Annotated in this window: 17 protein-coding genes and 1 pseudogene; 7 read left to right on the top strand and 11 right to left on the bottom strand. The window is 60.8% G+C overall.

The genetic code is table 11. The features are described from left to right. Nucleotides 1-6 precede the first annotated feature (6 nt). Nucleotides 7-390 (bottom strand): DUF2237 domain-containing protein, encoded by a 384-nt coding sequence (locus SVXhr_RS10485; protein ID WP_275737148.1) that lies wholly within the window; start codon nt 388-390, stop codon nt 7-9. Between the two features lie 200 nt (nt 391-590). Here SVXhr_RS10485 and SVXhr_RS10490 point away from each other — a divergent pair, with 200 nt between their 5' ends. Together SVXhr_RS10490 and SVXhr_RS10495 are read left to right on the top strand one after the other, a co-directional pair. Then, on the top strand, nt 591-842 hold the full coding sequence (locus tag SVXhr_RS10490) for an AbrB/MazE/SpoVT family DNA-binding domain-containing protein (RefSeq protein WP_275737149.1): 252 nt from the start codon (nt 591-593) through the stop codon (nt 840-842). After that, nucleotides 843-1277, top strand: coding sequence for a PIN domain-containing protein (locus SVXhr_RS10495; RefSeq protein WP_275737150.1), 435 nt, complete (start codon nt 843-845; stop codon nt 1275-1277). It abuts the gene before it with no gap. 192 nt (nt 1278-1469) lie between these two features. Here SVXhr_RS10495 and thiC read toward each other — a convergent pair whose 3' ends face one another. The 3 genes from thiC to SVXhr_RS10510 all read right to left on the bottom strand — a co-directional run bounded on the left by thiC (nt 1470) and on the right by SVXhr_RS10510 (nt 3981). Next, a complete protein-coding gene (thiC, locus tag SVXhr_RS10500; RefSeq protein ID WP_345799486.1) occupies nt 1470-2915 on the bottom strand; it encodes a phosphomethylpyrimidine synthase ThiC in 1446 nt (481 codons plus the stop codon). Nucleotides 2916-3040: 125 nt separating this feature from the next. Further along, nucleotides 3041-3622, bottom strand: a complete 582-nt coding sequence (locus SVXhr_RS10505; RefSeq protein ID WP_275737151.1) for a GNAT family N-acetyltransferase — start codon at nt 3620-3622, stop codon at nt 3041-3043. A gap of 50 nt (nt 3623-3672) precedes the next feature. Beyond that, nucleotides 3673-3981 carry a C2H2-type zinc finger protein gene (locus tag SVXhr_RS10510; protein WP_275737152.1) on the bottom strand — a complete coding sequence of 103 codons (309 nt, stop codon included), beginning with the start codon at nt 3979-3981 and terminating at the stop codon, nt 3673-3675. A 109-nt stretch (nt 3982-4090) separates the two neighbouring features. On the opposite strand from SVXhr_RS10510, the gene SVXhr_RS10515 reads away from it, so the two are divergent. After that, a complete protein-coding gene (locus tag SVXhr_RS10515) occupies nt 4091-4840 on the top strand; it encodes a PHP-associated domain-containing protein (RefSeq protein WP_275737153.1) in 750 nt (249 codons plus the stop codon). 8 nt (nt 4841-4848) lie between these two features. Here SVXhr_RS10515 and SVXhr_RS10520 read toward each other — a convergent pair whose 3' ends face one another. The 3 genes from SVXhr_RS10520 to SVXhr_RS10530 all read right to left on the bottom strand — a co-directional run bounded on the left by SVXhr_RS10520 (nt 4849) and on the right by SVXhr_RS10530 (nt 7020). After that, nucleotides 4849-5337, bottom strand: coding sequence for a metal-dependent hydrolase (locus SVXhr_RS10520; RefSeq protein ID WP_275737154.1), 489 nt, complete (start codon nt 5335-5337; stop codon nt 4849-4851). Between the two features lie 74 nt (nt 5338-5411). Further along, nucleotides 5412-5930, bottom strand: a complete 519-nt coding sequence (locus SVXhr_RS10525; protein ID WP_275737155.1) for a CinA family protein — start codon at nt 5928-5930, stop codon at nt 5412-5414. 64 nt (nt 5931-5994) lie between these two features. Further along, nucleotides 5995-7020, bottom strand: a complete 1026-nt coding sequence (locus tag SVXhr_RS10530) for a phosphotransferase family protein (RefSeq protein ID WP_275737156.1) — start codon at nt 7018-7020, stop codon at nt 5995-5997. Nucleotides 7021-7192: 172 nt separating this feature from the next. On the opposite strand from SVXhr_RS10530, the gene SVXhr_RS10535 reads away from it, so the two are divergent. Then, nucleotides 7193-9634: an ATP-dependent DNA helicase gene (locus SVXhr_RS10535; protein WP_275737157.1), complete on the top strand. Its 2442-nt coding sequence runs from the start codon at nt 7193-7195 to the stop codon at nt 9632-9634. Between the two features lie 1145 nt (nt 9635-10779). After that, entirely contained in the window at nt 10780-11067 is a 288-nt protein-coding gene (locus SVXhr_RS10540) for a hypothetical protein (RefSeq protein ID WP_275737158.1), read from the top strand. A 123-nt stretch (nt 11068-11190) separates the two neighbouring features. On the opposite strand, the pseudogene SVXhr_RS10545 reads toward SVXhr_RS10540, so the two are convergent. Further along, nucleotides 11191-11304: pseudogene (locus tag SVXhr_RS10545) on the bottom strand (type II toxin-antitoxin system PemK/MazF family toxin); the annotation flags it as partial. A 143-nt stretch (nt 11305-11447) separates the two neighbouring features. On the opposite strand from SVXhr_RS10545, the gene SVXhr_RS10550 reads away from it, so the two are divergent. Together SVXhr_RS10550 and SVXhr_RS10555 are read left to right on the top strand one after the other, a co-directional pair. Then, nucleotides 11448-12485, top strand: coding sequence for a TRC40/GET3/ArsA family transport-energizing ATPase (locus SVXhr_RS10550; RefSeq protein WP_275737160.1), 1038 nt, complete (start codon nt 11448-11450; stop codon nt 12483-12485). Nucleotides 12486-12565: 80 nt separating this feature from the next. Continuing rightward, complete coding sequence (locus SVXhr_RS10555) at nt 12566-13264, top strand: SDR family NAD(P)-dependent oxidoreductase (RefSeq protein ID WP_275737161.1); 699 nt, start codon at nt 12566-12568, stop codon at nt 13262-13264. Nucleotides 13265-13336: 72 nt separating this feature from the next. Here SVXhr_RS10555 and SVXhr_RS10560 read toward each other — a convergent pair whose 3' ends face one another. From SVXhr_RS10560 to SVXhr_RS10570, 3 genes are all read right to left on the bottom strand, one after another. Then, nucleotides 13337-13849: a hypothetical protein gene (locus SVXhr_RS10560; RefSeq protein ID WP_275737162.1), complete on the bottom strand. Its 513-nt coding sequence runs from the start codon at nt 13847-13849 to the stop codon at nt 13337-13339. Then, entirely contained in the window at nt 13850-14152 is a 303-nt protein-coding gene (locus SVXhr_RS10565) for a hypothetical protein (RefSeq protein WP_275737163.1), read from the bottom strand. Between the two features lie 301 nt (nt 14153-14453). After that, nucleotides 14454-15749 (bottom strand): hypothetical protein, encoded by a 1296-nt coding sequence (locus SVXhr_RS10570; protein ID WP_275737164.1) that lies wholly within the window; start codon nt 15747-15749, stop codon nt 14454-14456. Between the last annotated feature and the right edge of the window lie 181 nt (nt 15750-15930).

Consider the following 15930-nt stretch of genomic DNA (forward strand, 5'->3'; position numbering starts at 1 on the left):
GGCCAGTCACTCCTCGACCGCGTGGGCTTGCAGGGTCTCCAGTTCGATTTCTTCCAGCACTGTTTCGTTGGTCGCCTTGAGAACGACCGGCGGAGCCACGCCAGCCTCGAGAGCCTCCAGCCAGCGGCCGACACAGAGACACCAGTGATCTTTGGGATTCACGCCCGGAAAGTCCAGTTGCGGCCGCGGCGTGACCAGATCGTTGCCCTGCGCGCGGGAGAACTCCAGAAAGTCCTGGGTCATCTTCGCACAGAGATGGTGGCTGCCGCGGTCGCCGGGGACTGCCGTACAGTGACCGTCGCGTTGGTAGCCTGTCGAGAGTGTCTTGCTGCAGGGTTCGAGTGCCTCGCCCAGCACGTTGCGCTGGGCGTCGGGATCGCTCTGTGACATACCGGCGATTACCGCGAGTGGCGGGTAAGGGTTAGTTTCGGCGGGAGTTTTGCAGTCATCCATACTGTCTCATTGGGTGAGGCGCTCGGGCAACCGTCATCAGTGCAATTGGCCACCTATGTCCAGGGATGGTCATCACCCTGTCCGGGCTAGTGTGAAGGCACACTAGGTTTATCAAGCGCCATCGCTTCCGTTCGTCTATGAGCAGTGAGCAGATCAACTCCGAGAGCAAGGTCTCGGGGAACCAGGCGAACATTCCCGCTCAAATCCGGATGGAACTCGACATCGACGACGGTGACCGACTCCGCTGGCACCTCGAAGACGATGGGACGCTCCGCGTGGAAGTCGTCCAGCAACGAAGCGGCACGTTCAGTGACTTCGACGGCTACGAGGGCGATCAGACGACGACAGCCGAACGCGAACACGACTCGTGGGGCGTTTCCGTCGAATAGATGCCTCGGGTACTCCTCGACACAAGCGTCCTCTTCGCGGCTGCCTACCGCCGTGACAGTGCACACGACGACGCGCTCCCCATTGTACAGGGCATCGACAGTACAGCCCTTCCGGAAGCGGTAGTGCTCGACTACGTGCTCGCGGAGACGATGAACGGGCTGACGACACATGCCGGCCACGACGCTGCGACGGATTTTCTCGATCGGATCGAAGAAAACGCCCGGTTTCACATCGACTCACTGACGGCTGACGAGTTCGCAACGGCGAAAGCACTCTTTCGACAATACAAGCGATTGTCGCTCGTCGACGCCTGCATTGTCGCGTTCATGCGAGCCAATGGACGACAGTACCTCTACGCGTTCGACGACGACTTCGACGCCGCCGAGGACATCAGCCGTCTCGACACCGCGAACAACCCATATCAGCCGGAGTGACTGAGACGCACTGGCTACAGCATGGCCCGAGAAGGAAGGGACAGTCCGTGACTCGGTGGGTCTGTCGGGAACTACCTGCAAAAGATCAGTGGACGGCCAGACAGTCCTTTCATACGGATTGCTCTCAGTCAGTACCATATCGACCGCCCGCAGTCGGGCGGTCGTCACGGTAAACAGTGAGAGCAATCCGTATCAGTCGTCGCCCGGCAAACCCTCGCCCCCGGCGTGGTCACACAACGCCTCGGGCACCGTGGGCAGGCCACTTGTATCGTGTTTGCCCGTCGGCGGCAGGTTGACGTCGGCTGCCGCCGAGTCTGCGAGATCAACATCGGCGTCCAGTCCCGCCATCTCCTCTCCCTCGCGGGCGTCCTGGTCGATCCGCATCGAGCAAAATTCCGCGCCACACATCGAGCAGTAGCGGGCGTCCTTGTAGTTGTCCTCCGGTAGGGTCTGATCGTGGTACTCCTTAGCGCGGTCGGGGTCCAGCGCGAGGTTGAACTGCTCGCGCCAGTCGAAATTGTACCGGGCTTCCGAGATGGCGTCGTCCCAGTCGCGTGCGCCCGGTTTCCCGGCCGCCACGTCGCCCGCATGAGCGGCGATCCGGTAGGCCGCCAGGCCGTCCCGGACGTCCTCGGCGTCGGGCAAACCGAGGTGCTCTTTAGGTGTGACGTAGCAGAGCATCGCCGCGCCGTGACGGGCGGCCTCGGTCGCGCCGATCGCGCTCGTGATGTGGTCGTAGCCCGGTGCAACGTCGGTCACCAGCGGGCCCAGCAGGTAGAACGGCGCGCCGTCACAGACCTCCTGCTGGTGGCGGACGTGCTCGCCGATTTCGTCTAAGGGGACGTGGCCCGGCCCCTCGACCATGACCTGAACGCCCTGATCCTGGGCGCGCTGGGTCAGTTCGCCCAGCGTCTCCAGTTCCGCCAGCTGGGCGTCGTCGTTGGCGTCGGCGAGCGATCCGGGCCGCAGGCCGTCGCCGAGACTGATCGTCACGTCGTACTCGGCGAGGATCGCACAGATCTCGTCGAAATGGGTGTACAGGGGGTTCTGCTCGCCGTGGCGCTCCATCCATTCGGCGAGGATCGACCCCCCACGGGAGACGATCCCGGTGATGCGACCGTCGGTCAGCGGGAGGTGTTCTTTGAGGACGCCGGCGTGGATGGTCTGGTAATCCGTGCCCTGGGCGGCCTGGGACTCGATCACGTCCAGGAGGAGGTCCGCCGTGAGTTCCTCGGGTGATCCGGCCTGCTTTAGCGCCTCGTAGATCGGGACCGTCCCGAGCGGGACCGGCGAGTGTTCGATCTGGCCGGCGCGAAGTTCCGGAATGTCACCACCCGTCGAGAGATCCATCACCGTGTCCGCGCCGTATTCGACGGCCGTGTGGAGTTTCTCCCGTTCGGTTTCGATATCGCTTTCGGGTTCGCTGTTGCCGATGTTGGCGTTGATCTTCGTCGAAAAGTCCTTCCCGATGATCATCGGGTCGATCGACTCGTGCTCGTGGTTGTTCGGAATCACAGCCTCGCCCGCGGCGACCTTTTCGCGGACGTACTCGGGATCGCGGTTCTCCCGCTCGGCGACGCGCTCCATCGCCGGCGTGACCTCACCGTCGCGTGCGCGCTGTAGTTGTGTCGCCATCATCACGTGAACCGTGGTACTACTAGATTATATAACCTAGTGATACGGCGGGCGAAATGGAAGTCACCTGAATCGGCAACAAGAGCACAAAGAAAAACAGCAAGAAGGAGCTAAGAGAGGGCCCGGAGTTAGCTGCCAGTGTCGTACTTGTAGGTCGCCTCGTCGGGATCGATGCCGAAGTCCTCGGCCGACTCCTCGGGTTCGCTTGGCCCCTCGTTTTTCGCGGCAGCCTTGAACGCCTCCCGGAAACGCTGTGGCATGGCAAAGTCCTCGACAGTGAGTTCGACGGGCACGGCGTCCGGAAGGAGCGATTCGCGCTTGGTTTCGAGCCGGTCCTGCAACGACGGCGGGAGATCACTCGAATCGATGGGTTCGAAGCCGAACTTCCGGAGATATTCGGGTTCGTCGGTCAGCGAGTAGACGGTTTCGAAGTCCTGGTCGCTGGCCTCCTGGACCAACCGCTCGACGACGTGTGCGCCGATGCCCTGGCCACGCCAGGCCTCCAGGACGCCGATGCTCGTGAGTTCACAGACATCGTCGTCTTCACCCTTGTGGATACGGATCCGACCGAAGCCTGTCCGGTCGTCGGTCTGTTCGTCGACTGCGATGACGTAATCGCGGGATCGAAAGGCCGTCTCGTCCAGGCCCATCTCCTCGATCCGGTCAAGCAGCCAGACTTCGTCTCGGTTTTTCGCGTCCCGGACGTACATAGAAAATGGTTACGCCGCCGCGGGCAAAAGTATTTGCAGCGAGATCGACCTCAGAAACTCCGCCCGTCGCCACCTTCCAGTCGGTCGACGACCTCTCGAATATCGGCTTTCTCTTCGATGGTCTCCTTGACGTTCTCGCGATGGCGGACCTCGGCGGCGCTGGCGTCGTACGACCGGACATACTCGGCGCGAGTGTGCTCCTCGAAGGCGTGGCGGATGGCGAAATAGCCGTCCGGCAGGACCGTCCCACAGACCTCACACTCGACGCGATCGTGACCCGTCGACTGATGGACGATCAGATCTTCGACCCGGTCGAACGTCTCCCCACATCCCTCGATTGTGCACTCCCAGCGTGACATACCCTGACGTATACCCGGAGAGTGGTATAAAAGCATCTCTTGACGCCAGTCCACAGAGGCGCGTCGCCGAACCAGAACGGATATCTTCGGTGGCTGGTTATCGGACGCCGTGACTGCCGTCGATCCCCACGTCAAGGTCCTCGACGAGGCGATCGTCCGGCGCGCCAAAGCCCGCGGCCTGGACGCGCTCGTCTATGCCCCCCACTTTCAGCGATTCGACGACATCAGAGCGAGGGCTGAACGCTTCTCCGACGACGAACTGCTTGTCGTCCCCGGCAGAGAGGTGTTCACGGGGTCGTGGCGCAATCGCCGGCACGTCCTCGCGATCGGCCTCCAAGCGCCCGTCCCGGACTTCATCACGCTCGAAGCGGCAATGAGAGAGTTCGATCGCCAGGGGGCGGCCGTCCTGGTCCCCCACCCGTCCTTCCTCTCAGTCAGCCTCGGCTCGGAGCAGATCGAACAGTATCGTGACGTGATCGACGCCGTCGAGACGTACAATCCGAAATACTGGCCCCACCACGAGCGCCGCGCCGGGTCGATCGCCCGCGAGTTCGATCTGCCGGCCTTTGCCTCTTCGTACGCACATCTGCCAGGGACCGTTGGCGAGATCTGGACATCCTTCGACCGAGAAATCGACGACGCGGCCGACCTGGTCGAGACATTCCGAACCGGCGTTCCCGGTGACCCAGCGCATCGAACCGGCCTCACGCACTACGGTCAGCGGGCAATCGAGTTCGCACACCTTGGGTGGGAAAACTCCTGGAAGAAGATAGACCGCCTTGTCCTCTCGGGACGGGAGCCGACCCACCCCGAACAACCGGCCTACGAGGGGCGCTTTGACGACGTGAGCGTGTATTGAGCAAGCGGTTACGGGAGGCCGACAGCCTTGAGGCCAGCTTCGAAGGCGTACTGCGGGATCTCATAGACGATCATCGCCGCCAGCGCGAGTTCGAAGCCCGTCACCGCGAGCATCATGGCCTCGGCGTACTTGCTGTCGACCGGGACACCGATCGGGAGGTTGAACTCGTTGTCCGTCAGCGGATACAACAGCGCGAGGCCTCGACGCGATCCCATGATGTCGAGTGCGAAGTGACTCAGGACCCCGATCCAGACGTACTCGAGGTTCCCGTGGTAGTACGGGTAGGCACCGACGACCAGCGGGACGAACAGATTGTGCAGCGTCTTGCGGTGGCGACCGAAGGCCGTGTCGATGTCCGGGACCATCGCACCCAGCACCACCGGGACGGTGACGGCCGCGATCATCTCGAAGGTGGCCACGTCGCCGGCGGGCTCGAGGATGTAGCCGAGGCCGATGCTCAAAAGCAGGGCGTTGAGAACGTGTCCGCGCTTGTTCATCGATCGGAGCGACGTGGTCCGTCCCCGAAAGCGTTTCTCATGTCGGTGACAGTGAGGGTGACCCTGCCCACACCTCACAGGCCGCCTGAATCGACCGCATCGAGTACATCTGTCAACGCCTGCTCGGCGATCCGGCGTTTGATCTCGGTGCGGGAGCCGTCGAACTCGTACCGACGAACTCGCGTCCCCGAGTCGCCGGTGTCCCAGGGGGCGGCGTAGGCCACGCCGATGAAGACGGTGCCGACAGGTTTCTCCTCGGTGCCGCCGGTTGGGCCGGCGATGCCGGTCGTCGAGACGCCCCACGTCACGTCGGCGCGGTCGCGAACACCCCCCGCCATCTGTCGCGCGACGCGTTCACTGACGGCCCCCTCTTCGTCGAGTGCTTCCCGGGAGACGGCCAGTTCCGTTCGCTTTGCGTCATAAGAGTAGGTTACCAGCGATCGGTCGAAGTAGTCACTCGACCCGGGTACGTCCGTCAGCAGGGATCCGATGAGCCCCCCGGTGCAGGATTCGGCGACTGCGACGGTTTCGTCGTGCTCCCGGAGCGCGGTCCCGAGGCGTTCCTGAATCGATCCGTCGGTGTCAGCTGTCATACCTGAACCGTGGCCTTCCGCGGTGAAAAACGCACGTGCCGAGCCGCCGACCGGTCGATCGAACTTACCGACCCTGGCGGTCGGTCTCAAGCGTCCGGGCGAGGTTCGTGAACTGCTCGCGGTAATACGCCTCGGCCCGGGTGCGGGCCAGCGGCGAGGCGTCACCGTAGATCGAGTCGAAGCCCGCCATCCGCCAGACGAGTGTCGAAAACTGATAGAGGGGTTTGCAGGCATCATAGCCCTCATCGACAGCGAACTCCGTCTCGGTGCGATATCCCTCGTGGAGTTGCTCCCGTAACTGTTCGCGCTCGTCCGGATCGCGGAAGACCGAATCGATGAACAGGAGTTCGATCTGGGCGAGATTGTAGAGCGGATCGCCGGCCAGGGTCTTCTCCCAGTCGAGGACAGCCGAGATCTCGGGGCCATCGGGTTCGATCAGGAGGTTCCCCGGTCGGAAATCGTCGTGAACGAGTCGCGGAACGCCCTGCTGGGGGACGGCAGGGAGTCGATCGGCCAGGCGTTCGCGGGCGGTCGGCTGCAGATCCTCGAAGGTCGTCCCGCCAAGCTGGTCGATATGACCGTGGGTGAGCCCCTCGAAGTACTCCCGCCAATCCCACGAGAGGTCCCGAACGATGAGTCGACCGTCGTCCAGATCCAACCGTCCGTATCCTTCGAAGGCAATCGTCGAGTGCATGTCCCCCAGGATCTCACCGATTCGATACATGAGTTGACCCCGATCGTCGGCCGAAAGGCTCTCGAAGTGCTCATCGAGGTTGTCGCCGTGGATGCGTTCGGTGATGAAATACGGCGGGACGTTCTGTTCGGGTTCCTCCTTGAAGACGAGAATTCCGGGGAGGGGTACGTCGGTCCGGTCGGCGACGTACTCGTGGAGAAACGGCTCGACCGCAAACGTCGAATCGATCTCGGGGGCGAGTTTGACCACGACCTCGTAGGACTCGCCCTGGTACTCGACGGTGACGAAGTGACTATCGGTCCGAGTGTCGCCCGGTGTCTCCTCGAAGGAGAACGACTCGTAGTCCGGCCCGGACTCCCCCAATATCGCTTCGATGATCTCGGCGGCCCCCGACACAGGTGCCTATTGATTGGCACACCCTATAAAAATCCCTATCGATGTCAATGAATGAGATTCAGTCCCGGGACACCGACAACTGAACTATAAGCAGATCGATCCCCGTATCGTCCGGCGAGGCGCTGCCCAAATCCGTGGGTTCAAACCCGACCGGGATCCAGTACCCGTATCGATGGGTACGCGGGACGAAACCGACGCGGCCTGGCAAGAGGTGTTCGGGTTTGGCCAGCCCTACGACGATCAGGCCGACGCGATCGAGGCGGCGATCACAGCGGGTCGCCGAAGGGGCTTTCTCGCGATGGAAGGCCCCTGCGGGACTGGCAAGACAATGGCTGCCCTCACCGCCGGCGCGACGCTCGTCCGCGAGGACGACTACGAGCGACTGCTCGTGGTGACGCCGGTCAAACAGCAACGCCGCCAGTTCGTCGCCGACCTCCGCCAACTCAACGCTGGCCTGTCGGAACCACTCGCCGGCGTGGCGCTTGTCGGCAAACGCGACCTCTGTCCCTATGGCCGCGAGGACGTCTTCCCGCCCGACGCCAGCGTCCACGATCGCTGCGAGGATCTCCGGGAGCACACGGCCGATCTCGTCGAGAGCGACGGATCGAGCGACGACCGCCCCGTCGCCGACGCCGTGATCCGCCCGCGGAACGACGACGTGTGGTGGGACCCACAGACGGGCAGCGACCTGGCGAAAGCGGCCCGACCCGGCGGGAGCGGCCAGCAGGCGGTCGCCGGCACACTGTCGACCGGCGGGGCGGAGTCCCCCTATCGCCGCACCCAGCCGACCGCCCCCGACGAGATCGGCGGCGAGGACCCGCCGCTTTACTGCCCCTTCGAGGCCGACTGGTACGCCCGCAACCGCGGCTCGCCGGTCGGCTTTTCCGCCGGCGAAGAGCACGTCGTCACTGCGGCGGAGTACCTGCCCGGAGCCGTCGAGCGCGGGACCTGTCCCCACCGGGCGATGCAGACGCTCGTCGGGGCCGCAGACGTGGTGATCGGCAACTACAACCACCTCTTCGACCCTGCTTCCAGGGGACTGATCGAAGGTATTCTCGACGAGCGGACGTTCGTGATCGTCGACGAGGCCCACCGCCTGGAGGAGCGCGTCCGGGACCTCCTGTCGGACCGACTCGGCCGCCAGACCATCGTCCAGGCACGCAACGACTGCCATCAGTTGCTCTCGCTGGCCCGCCAGAGCGAGGATCACAAACGCGAGGTCCGGGCCCACCTCGGCAGCCAGGACGTGCCACTCGAGGCCGTCGAGCGTGCCCGGGACTTCTACGACGACCTGCTGGGCTGGCTCGACGATCGGATCGCCGAGCACCTCGATAGCGAGGTAGGTCGAAATTGGCGGGCCGACGAGGGCGCGCTGCCGGCCCACGACCTGGAGATACCCCTCCGTGATCCCGACGAGCCCGAACCCGACGAACTCACGCGGTGGGCCGAACAGGCGGGTTACGACGGCGGCCTCTTCCGGCAACTCGACACGATCGGGCTGGCCGTCGAGGACGCGAGCGAAGAACTTGGGATCGGACGGACGCCCGTCGTCGCCGCGGCCGGCGCGATCGCTCGACGGTGGTGGGAGCGCGATCACGCGACGGCGTTCCGGGAGATCGAACTCGATCACTCCCCCCGCGACGACCAGCGCATCGAAGGCTGGCGATCGACCTACACCGCCGGGCTGACGCTGTTCGATTGCTTGCCGGCGGAATCACTGGCATCGACGTTCGACGACGTGGGTGGGGGCATGCTGATGAGCGCGACGCTGGCCCCACTCGACGTGTTCACGCGCGTGGCCGGACTCGACGCGCTGGCAGACGGAAACGAGGACACCAGCGAGCAACCCCCAGACCCAGCCCAGGACGACGGCCGTCCCGTCCTGACGCGCTCCTATGGCCTCTCCTTTCCGCCGGCGAACCGCGCCAGTTGGATCGTCGACGCGACGCCGTTCACCGCGCGAAATCGTGGTGACCCCGCAACGATGGAACCGCTGGGCAACGAGTGGAACTCGACCCGCGACGAGTACGCCCACGTCCTCCGGGCCATCGCGCGCAACCCGGGCAACGTCCTGATCGCGATGCCGAACTACCGCGAGGCGACCTGGGCCGGCGCGTATCTCGATGACACGGTCGAGAAGCCCGTCCTCGTCGACGAGAGTTCCAGCAACGAGGCGACCGAGGATCTCAAAGGCGAGTTTTTCGCCAGCGAGGGGAAAGTACTGGTTACGAGCACGCGGGGCACGCTCACGGAGGGCGTCGACTACGACGGCGCGAAGTTGCGAGCGGCGGCGGTCGTCGGTGTCCCCTTAGTCAACATCGGCTCGCCCCGTGTCCGGGCGGTCCAACGCGCCTACGGCGACGTCTTCGGCGAGGACCACGCCTTCGAGTACGCGCTGACGATTCCCGCGGTCAGGCGCGCCCGCCAGGCGATCGGACGGGTGATCCGCGGGGCTGAGGAGGTCGGCGTCCGGGCGCTGGTCGGGGCGCGGTACACGCCCGACGCTCGGCACTCGGTTTATGGCTATCTCTCGCCGGCCGAACGCGAGGAGTTCGTGACGATGAGCCCGGAGTTCCTCCCCGATCAGATCGATCGGTTCTGGGCGGAGCGGTGACTTGGCGATCGCTGCTCTTGCCGAATGGTTTCAAACTAGGTAGCAAGGCGGATTCTGCGCCCTTCCGAAAACCCGGTTTTCGGCTTTCGCAAATATTCGATTTGCGTCAACACCGTGGGCGGGGAGGAAGTCGACACTGGCCGAACTGTCCACAATTCTTATTATACTTACATCCCATTAATCTGATAGTGGTCGGCGGCCCACAGTTGTCGTCGATCACGGGCCGCAGTCAACCGGCCCTCGAAGTCAGGGATGCCGACCCGTGAACACCGAACAAGACAGTTCGGCACGACGCGGTGAGTCCACTGATAAGCCACGGGCCAGTGCCCGTGGCAGTTGACACCAAAGTGTCTCAGACAACGCTCCGTATGGCTGTCTACCTGGGCCTGGTCGAGAGTGCCGTGCGAGATACAAGGCGTATATCTTGCACCGGTTGTTGCGCAAATCTCAGTGATCGAATCGTTACAGACAGGGGGGCTAGGTTTCAGTGAGTGCCGAGAGATCCACTCGGCAAGTCGTGTAGTACGATGAGGGAGTGCCGTCCGCTTGAATCACTACATGAGCGCTTCCGAAACATTGGTTCGTCTGAATGGTTACCTGCTTAGTTTCATTACGTGCAGTATAGCGGATTTCAAAGGTCTCGAGGCCAGTAGGGGACGCTCTGTCAGTGTTGTAGACCTCTTGCTCTTCGCCGGGGTCAACCTCATAACGCTGATTGTGAACGGTTTCGCCCGTTGCGTTTCGGACAACCGTAATGTCAATTGTTGCGCTCTCGCTGCCAAGGTTCTCGAGATACACTGGATAATCTGAGTGCGTATGTTCCCCGTCGGGAGTCCCCACACAGCCAGTCACGAGTAGTACCACTGCGAAAGCGCAAAACGCCCCCAGCAAGTGATCACGCATTACTCACCCATATAGTACTCAGTATGAATACCTTCTGTTGAATAATCACGTTCGCGCTAACAGCTTCGTCAGCTACGTCTACCTGCATGTATCTCTCGCCGGCCGAACGCGAGGAGTTCGTGACGATGAGCCCGGAGTTCCTGCCCGATCAGATCGATCGGTTCTGGGCGGGGCGGTGAGTCGGCGATCGCTGCGTTCAGTCGTCCAACACACCTAAGATGGTAGATCTATCGTCTTTCGGTATGCCCCAGCTGACGAGATGGATCGAGGAGTTCTTTTATGCGTATCTGTACGGGGACTGGGAATCCGTCTCACACGGTCTCTGGGTGTACGGCCACCTGTCAATCCTCCTCGCCACTGCGCTTGTCGGGTATACGTTCGCCCGACAACGATACCTGTTGACGCTGCTTGTGCTCCCGTTTCCCCTTGTGTACTTCTACAAGCGTCATCAAAAAGCCCGAACGTACAAGGTTCAGTCGGACACGCCGATCGAACCCGGTGAGGATTACGATCCGAACGAACACCGCTGAAGCGCTCTCGGAATGCCGTGCCGTCCGTGTACATCTCGATCTCGATCGGATTCACCAAAACTGCACCGCGGCAACTCATGCACCGTTCGATACCATCTCACGGCACGTAGTCAGTGCGATCGATCAAATCTCGACGAGACCCAGGCTGTATTCGAGTGCGGTATCCACGCCGTCCATGCGCTCGTCCGAGATCGAGCCGAGGTTCTCACGGATCCGATGTTCGATCGAGATCGTCCGACTCAGACTCCAAGCGCGACCGAGTATATACTCGAATTCAGGCGTCGAACTCACGGTGGTGAGTACTGGACAGCAGACGAAGTCGACCCGTACGCGCGTCCCACGACCGGGAAGTTCGTAAGGCCGGGCGGGAAACACCGCCCATGAACGACATCGACGTGGAGCCTGTCGAGGAGATCGACGAGTCGGTCGTCCCGAGCGGGATCGAGGGGTCGGAGTACGTCCTCTACGGTGGAAAAGGCGGCGTCGGAAAGACGACGATGGCGGCGGCAACGGCACTCGCGAGCGCCCGCGACGGCACCTCGACGCTGGTCGTCTCGACGGACCCCGCCCACTCGCTGTCGGACACCCTGGAGACGGACATCCCCGCCGAACCGGCCCAGATCCGCGAGGACATGCCGCTGTACGCCGCCGAGATAGATCCCGAAGCAGCCCTCGGCGACGATCCGCTCGGCCTCGAGGGCGGCGGGCTCGGCGGCCTCGGCGATCTGCTGGGCGAGGACGTCACCGACCCCTTTACGAACGCGATGCCCGGCACCGACGAGGCCGCGGCGATCCGGCTGCTCATCCGGTATCTCGACGACGAGCGCTTCGATCGCGTCGTCGTCGATACGGCTCCCACTGGTCACACCCTTCGATTACTCGAACTCCCGGAGGTCATGGACACGATGGTCGGGAAACTCCTGTCCTTCCGCGAGCGCCTGAGCGGGATGATGGGTACCATCACTGGGATGTTCGGCGACGCCGACGAGGAGGACATCGAGGAGGGGCTTGACGACCTGCGCGTCCTCCGGGAACGGATCGAGCGCCTGCGGACGATCCTTCAGGATCCCGCAAAGACCGACTTCCGAGTCGTCATGGTCCCCGAGGAGTTGAGCGTCATGGAGTCCGAGCGTCTCCTTGAGCGACTCGCTGCCTTCGACATTCCCGTCGGCACTATCGTGGTCAACCGAGTCATGGAGGATCTGGCTGACGTCGCTGACGTCGACGCCGACTGGTACGTCTCGCCAAATCTGGAGACGTGTGAGTTCTGCCAGCGTCGCTGGGACGTCCAGCAGCAGGCACTACAGCGCTCCCAGGACGTCTTCCGGGGCCACGACGTCCGGCGGGTGCCGCTGTTCGCCGACGAGGTCCGCGGCGAGCAGTTGCTGCGGGTCGTCTCTGCCTGTCTGGAGGAGTAGCCGACCGCGTCGTCGATCGATCCGCTTCTCTGTGACCTCTAGTGACAACATCCAAACCGACCCCCGACCAACTGCCAACGATGGAGCCAAATCTGCTGGAAACACTTGATGGACAGGTTGCCCTCGTGACGGGAGCGAATCGGGGCATCGGTCGCGAGATCGCCAGCGGTCTCATCGAACTCGACGCGACGGTCTACGGCGGCGTCCGTGATCCGACGGCGGCCCTTCCGGACGGTGTCGAGGCTGTCGAGATCGACGTGACCGACGAATCCATGATCGAAAGCGCGGTCGAGGAGGTAGTCACCGCCGGCGGTCAGTTGGACGTCCTCGTCAACAACGCGGGCGTCGGCGGGGCCGGAGCGGGTATCGAAGGCATCGACAGCGAGGACTTCGATCGAATCCTGGATGTAAATCTCCGCGGGCCATCACTACTGAGCAAGTACGCGCTCCCGCACTTGCTGGAGACGGACGCCCCACGGATCGTGAACGTCTCCTCCGGCGTAGGCATCCTCGCCGACCCGATCGAGTCCGAAATGCCGGCCTACCGGATCTCGAAGGCCGGCATCAACGCGTTGACGGTCTCGCTAGATCAGACGTACGGCGAAGACGGACTCATCGCCAATTCCGTCGATCCGGGCTGGGTGGCGACCGACCTCGGTGGCGAAGAGGCCCCGCGCGAGCCAAAGAAAGGGGCCGAGACGCCGATCTGGCTGTCGCGCTTCGGTCCGGGATCGCCGAGCGGGCTCTTCTGGAAAGACAAGCAAGTCATCGACTTTTGAGTGGGCGGGCATAGTCCGTCGTTTACCCTCAGTTTCGTGGTTGAAAGCGACGAAGAAAATAGCTGATCAGCGTCACGGCTCTTCGAGCAGCGAGCGAGCGCGTTGCACGTAGCTATTGGCGTCCCAGCTCCGGGCGTCACTGATCTCGTCGAGGAGCCCCTCTGCAGCCGTCGACGATAGTTGCCCGGACCGAACGAGAACCGAAAGCAGCGTCGGGGTCGTCACGAGCCGGGTATCGGCGAGCGACGCGTGGATCAGCCCGAGCTGGTTGAACTCGTCACAGAGGAACAGCGCCGCGTCGAGATCGTTCGCCAGGGTGACGGCGGCGTTCTCGCCGTCATCGAGCGGGAAGTCGACGTCAAGATCGACCGACTGCGTCTCGAACGCGCCAGTCCGATCGAGGACGGCCGTAGCCGCCCGACCGTGCTCGTCATCGTAAGCGGCGATCTCTCGGAGTTCGTCGACGACTACCGTCGGGACGACGACCGCGTATCGATCCAGTGACAGCGCGAGTGGATCGGGATCCGCTTTCGCCACGATCCCGAGGCTGACGAGTGCGGAGGCATCGGCGACGAGGACCGACATCTATGCGTCCGCAACCTCGTCGACGAAGTCCCGGTCGAGTTGCTGTTTCAACACCCGGAGGTTCGCAGCCTCTTCGGCACCGACGAGTGCTTTGAGCTGGTCGAAGGTGATCTCGTCGTCGTAGTAGGCGGCCGCGATCTCCTGGGTGAGCGCGTCGTCGTGGGTCGCGTCCTGCAGGTACTCCCGAAGCGCCGTCACGAGAATGTCCGTCCGGTCCTCGCCGAGAACGTCCGCGAGTGCGTCCGTCCGATCGACGAGTCGATGCGGCGCTCTGAACTGGACGCGCTTCTTGTCGCTACTCATCGTGTGTACATTGTGAGCCAGCTTACTTAGCCCTTGTGAGGGGGTGATGGGCGGTGTTCAGATAAGGATCCAAAACGATGGAAAACCACTCTGAAAGCCCTCGCCAGTTTCGGTCCCGCGCCTTGCTGCGCGCTTCGGGCGCTACGCGCCCTGCAGTGCTTGCGTCGTCGGGGTTCCCGAAACTGGCTCGCCCTTTCAGTCCGCCAGGATTCGGCTGTTTGGCCGGTCGAAATATAGACGTTCTTGGGTACTTTTCTAAACTCCGCCAATCAAAGAGAGCCTAAGTATATCATTATGACTTCTATACCGTTATTGTAGGAAGCTGTCCAATGTGGTCAGACCATCTCAAATAGAAAAGGAAATAGGGGTCTGGAATATGCAATTCCTCTTTTTGCCTGTCCCAGTCTAACGGCCATTCATTTGGCAATTTATCTTCGCATAGATCATCCATGTGTCCGCAACCAGATTTGATTTGATTGGTTGCAGGCGGATCTCCTATACAAATTGAATCCATTCTCTCCTTCAATTCTTTTGCATTAAATGATCGCTGTACTGGATTGCTGCCAATGGCTCTGAGAATACAGTTATAGTAATCACCCTCAGATCCATCTCGAAATTTCCATACTGTCCGACCTTCTCCTCTGGATTCTTTTCCGCTGTCTAAAATATCAACTGTGCGCTCATGTGAAGTATATCCTACTGTTCGTTTATAAATATTTTCAATCTTATCAGATTCAGCTCTGATTATGTTGGTTGAGTTGTGGGAATCAATTACATCATATACATAGCAGGCCTCAAGACATAATCTTTGCATAAGTTGAGGAGAACCTGCAGCCTCTTCCGCTAATTTCGTATTTAAGACATCGTCGACATCAACATTCAATTTTCTGAATCCTTTCTCTGCGATGCGTTTTAAATCTCCTATATCCCAATAGCCAATATCTAGTGGCTGAACTCTTCCACGCAGATCAGGATTTCCTCGTAAGATATCCTCACTTCGATGAGGTACCAGTGCTACTCCAATGGAAATTCCTTGATGTGGTATTTCTTTGATGACTTCAGCTAGATCTTCTTGGACTGATTTATCAATATAATGAAAGTCATCGATCAATAGAAGATAATCGCCATTCTGAAGTTCCTCAATCGTCTTGGAAATGCCAACACGATCATAAACCTCTGTCTCACCAAGAGAATCAATATGAGTATGCTCTGCACTTGTTTCAGCTTCGGCTCCGATAAAGGAGCTTAACCCGAGTTTAGCAAGTACTCTTGTGCTTAATTTATGTTCTTCTGTCGACTCGTGAGTCTCTTCTAATGAATGTGCAACCCCCATTTCGTCCAATACATTCTTCCAAAAGGTGACTTTGGAATCAATGGTTGAACCAAGCACTTTAATTAAAAGATTTTCATCCACTACATTCTCGATTAGTACTGTTTTACCTGATTTTGAAGGGCCAGCAAGAGAGATAACCTCACCATGAGTTTCAAGAGCCTTGTTCAGTTTTTCTTCTAAGTCTTTACCTTCCTGTTCTACGTAAGTATACTTTGGATAAGAATTGGGCGTGAAGACTTCATTACGTTTGTAATTTCGACCCATGGAATATATAAGAGAGTGGTCTTTCATTAAATCTGTTGGGTTATATCCCAATCTGATATAAATTTAGATTTTCGCCAAAGTGTGAATGTAAACCCCTCACTCAACATCTCCCAGGGCTAAAGACGTTTCAATTGATGGGCCACTCAGTTAGCCCTTGAGGTGAGTCAATTCTCACGTTACG

The organism is Halorhabdus sp. SVX81, from assembly GCF_029207715.1.
Taxonomy (GTDB): Archaea; Halobacteriota; Halobacteria; order Halobacteriales; family Haloarculaceae; genus Halorhabdus.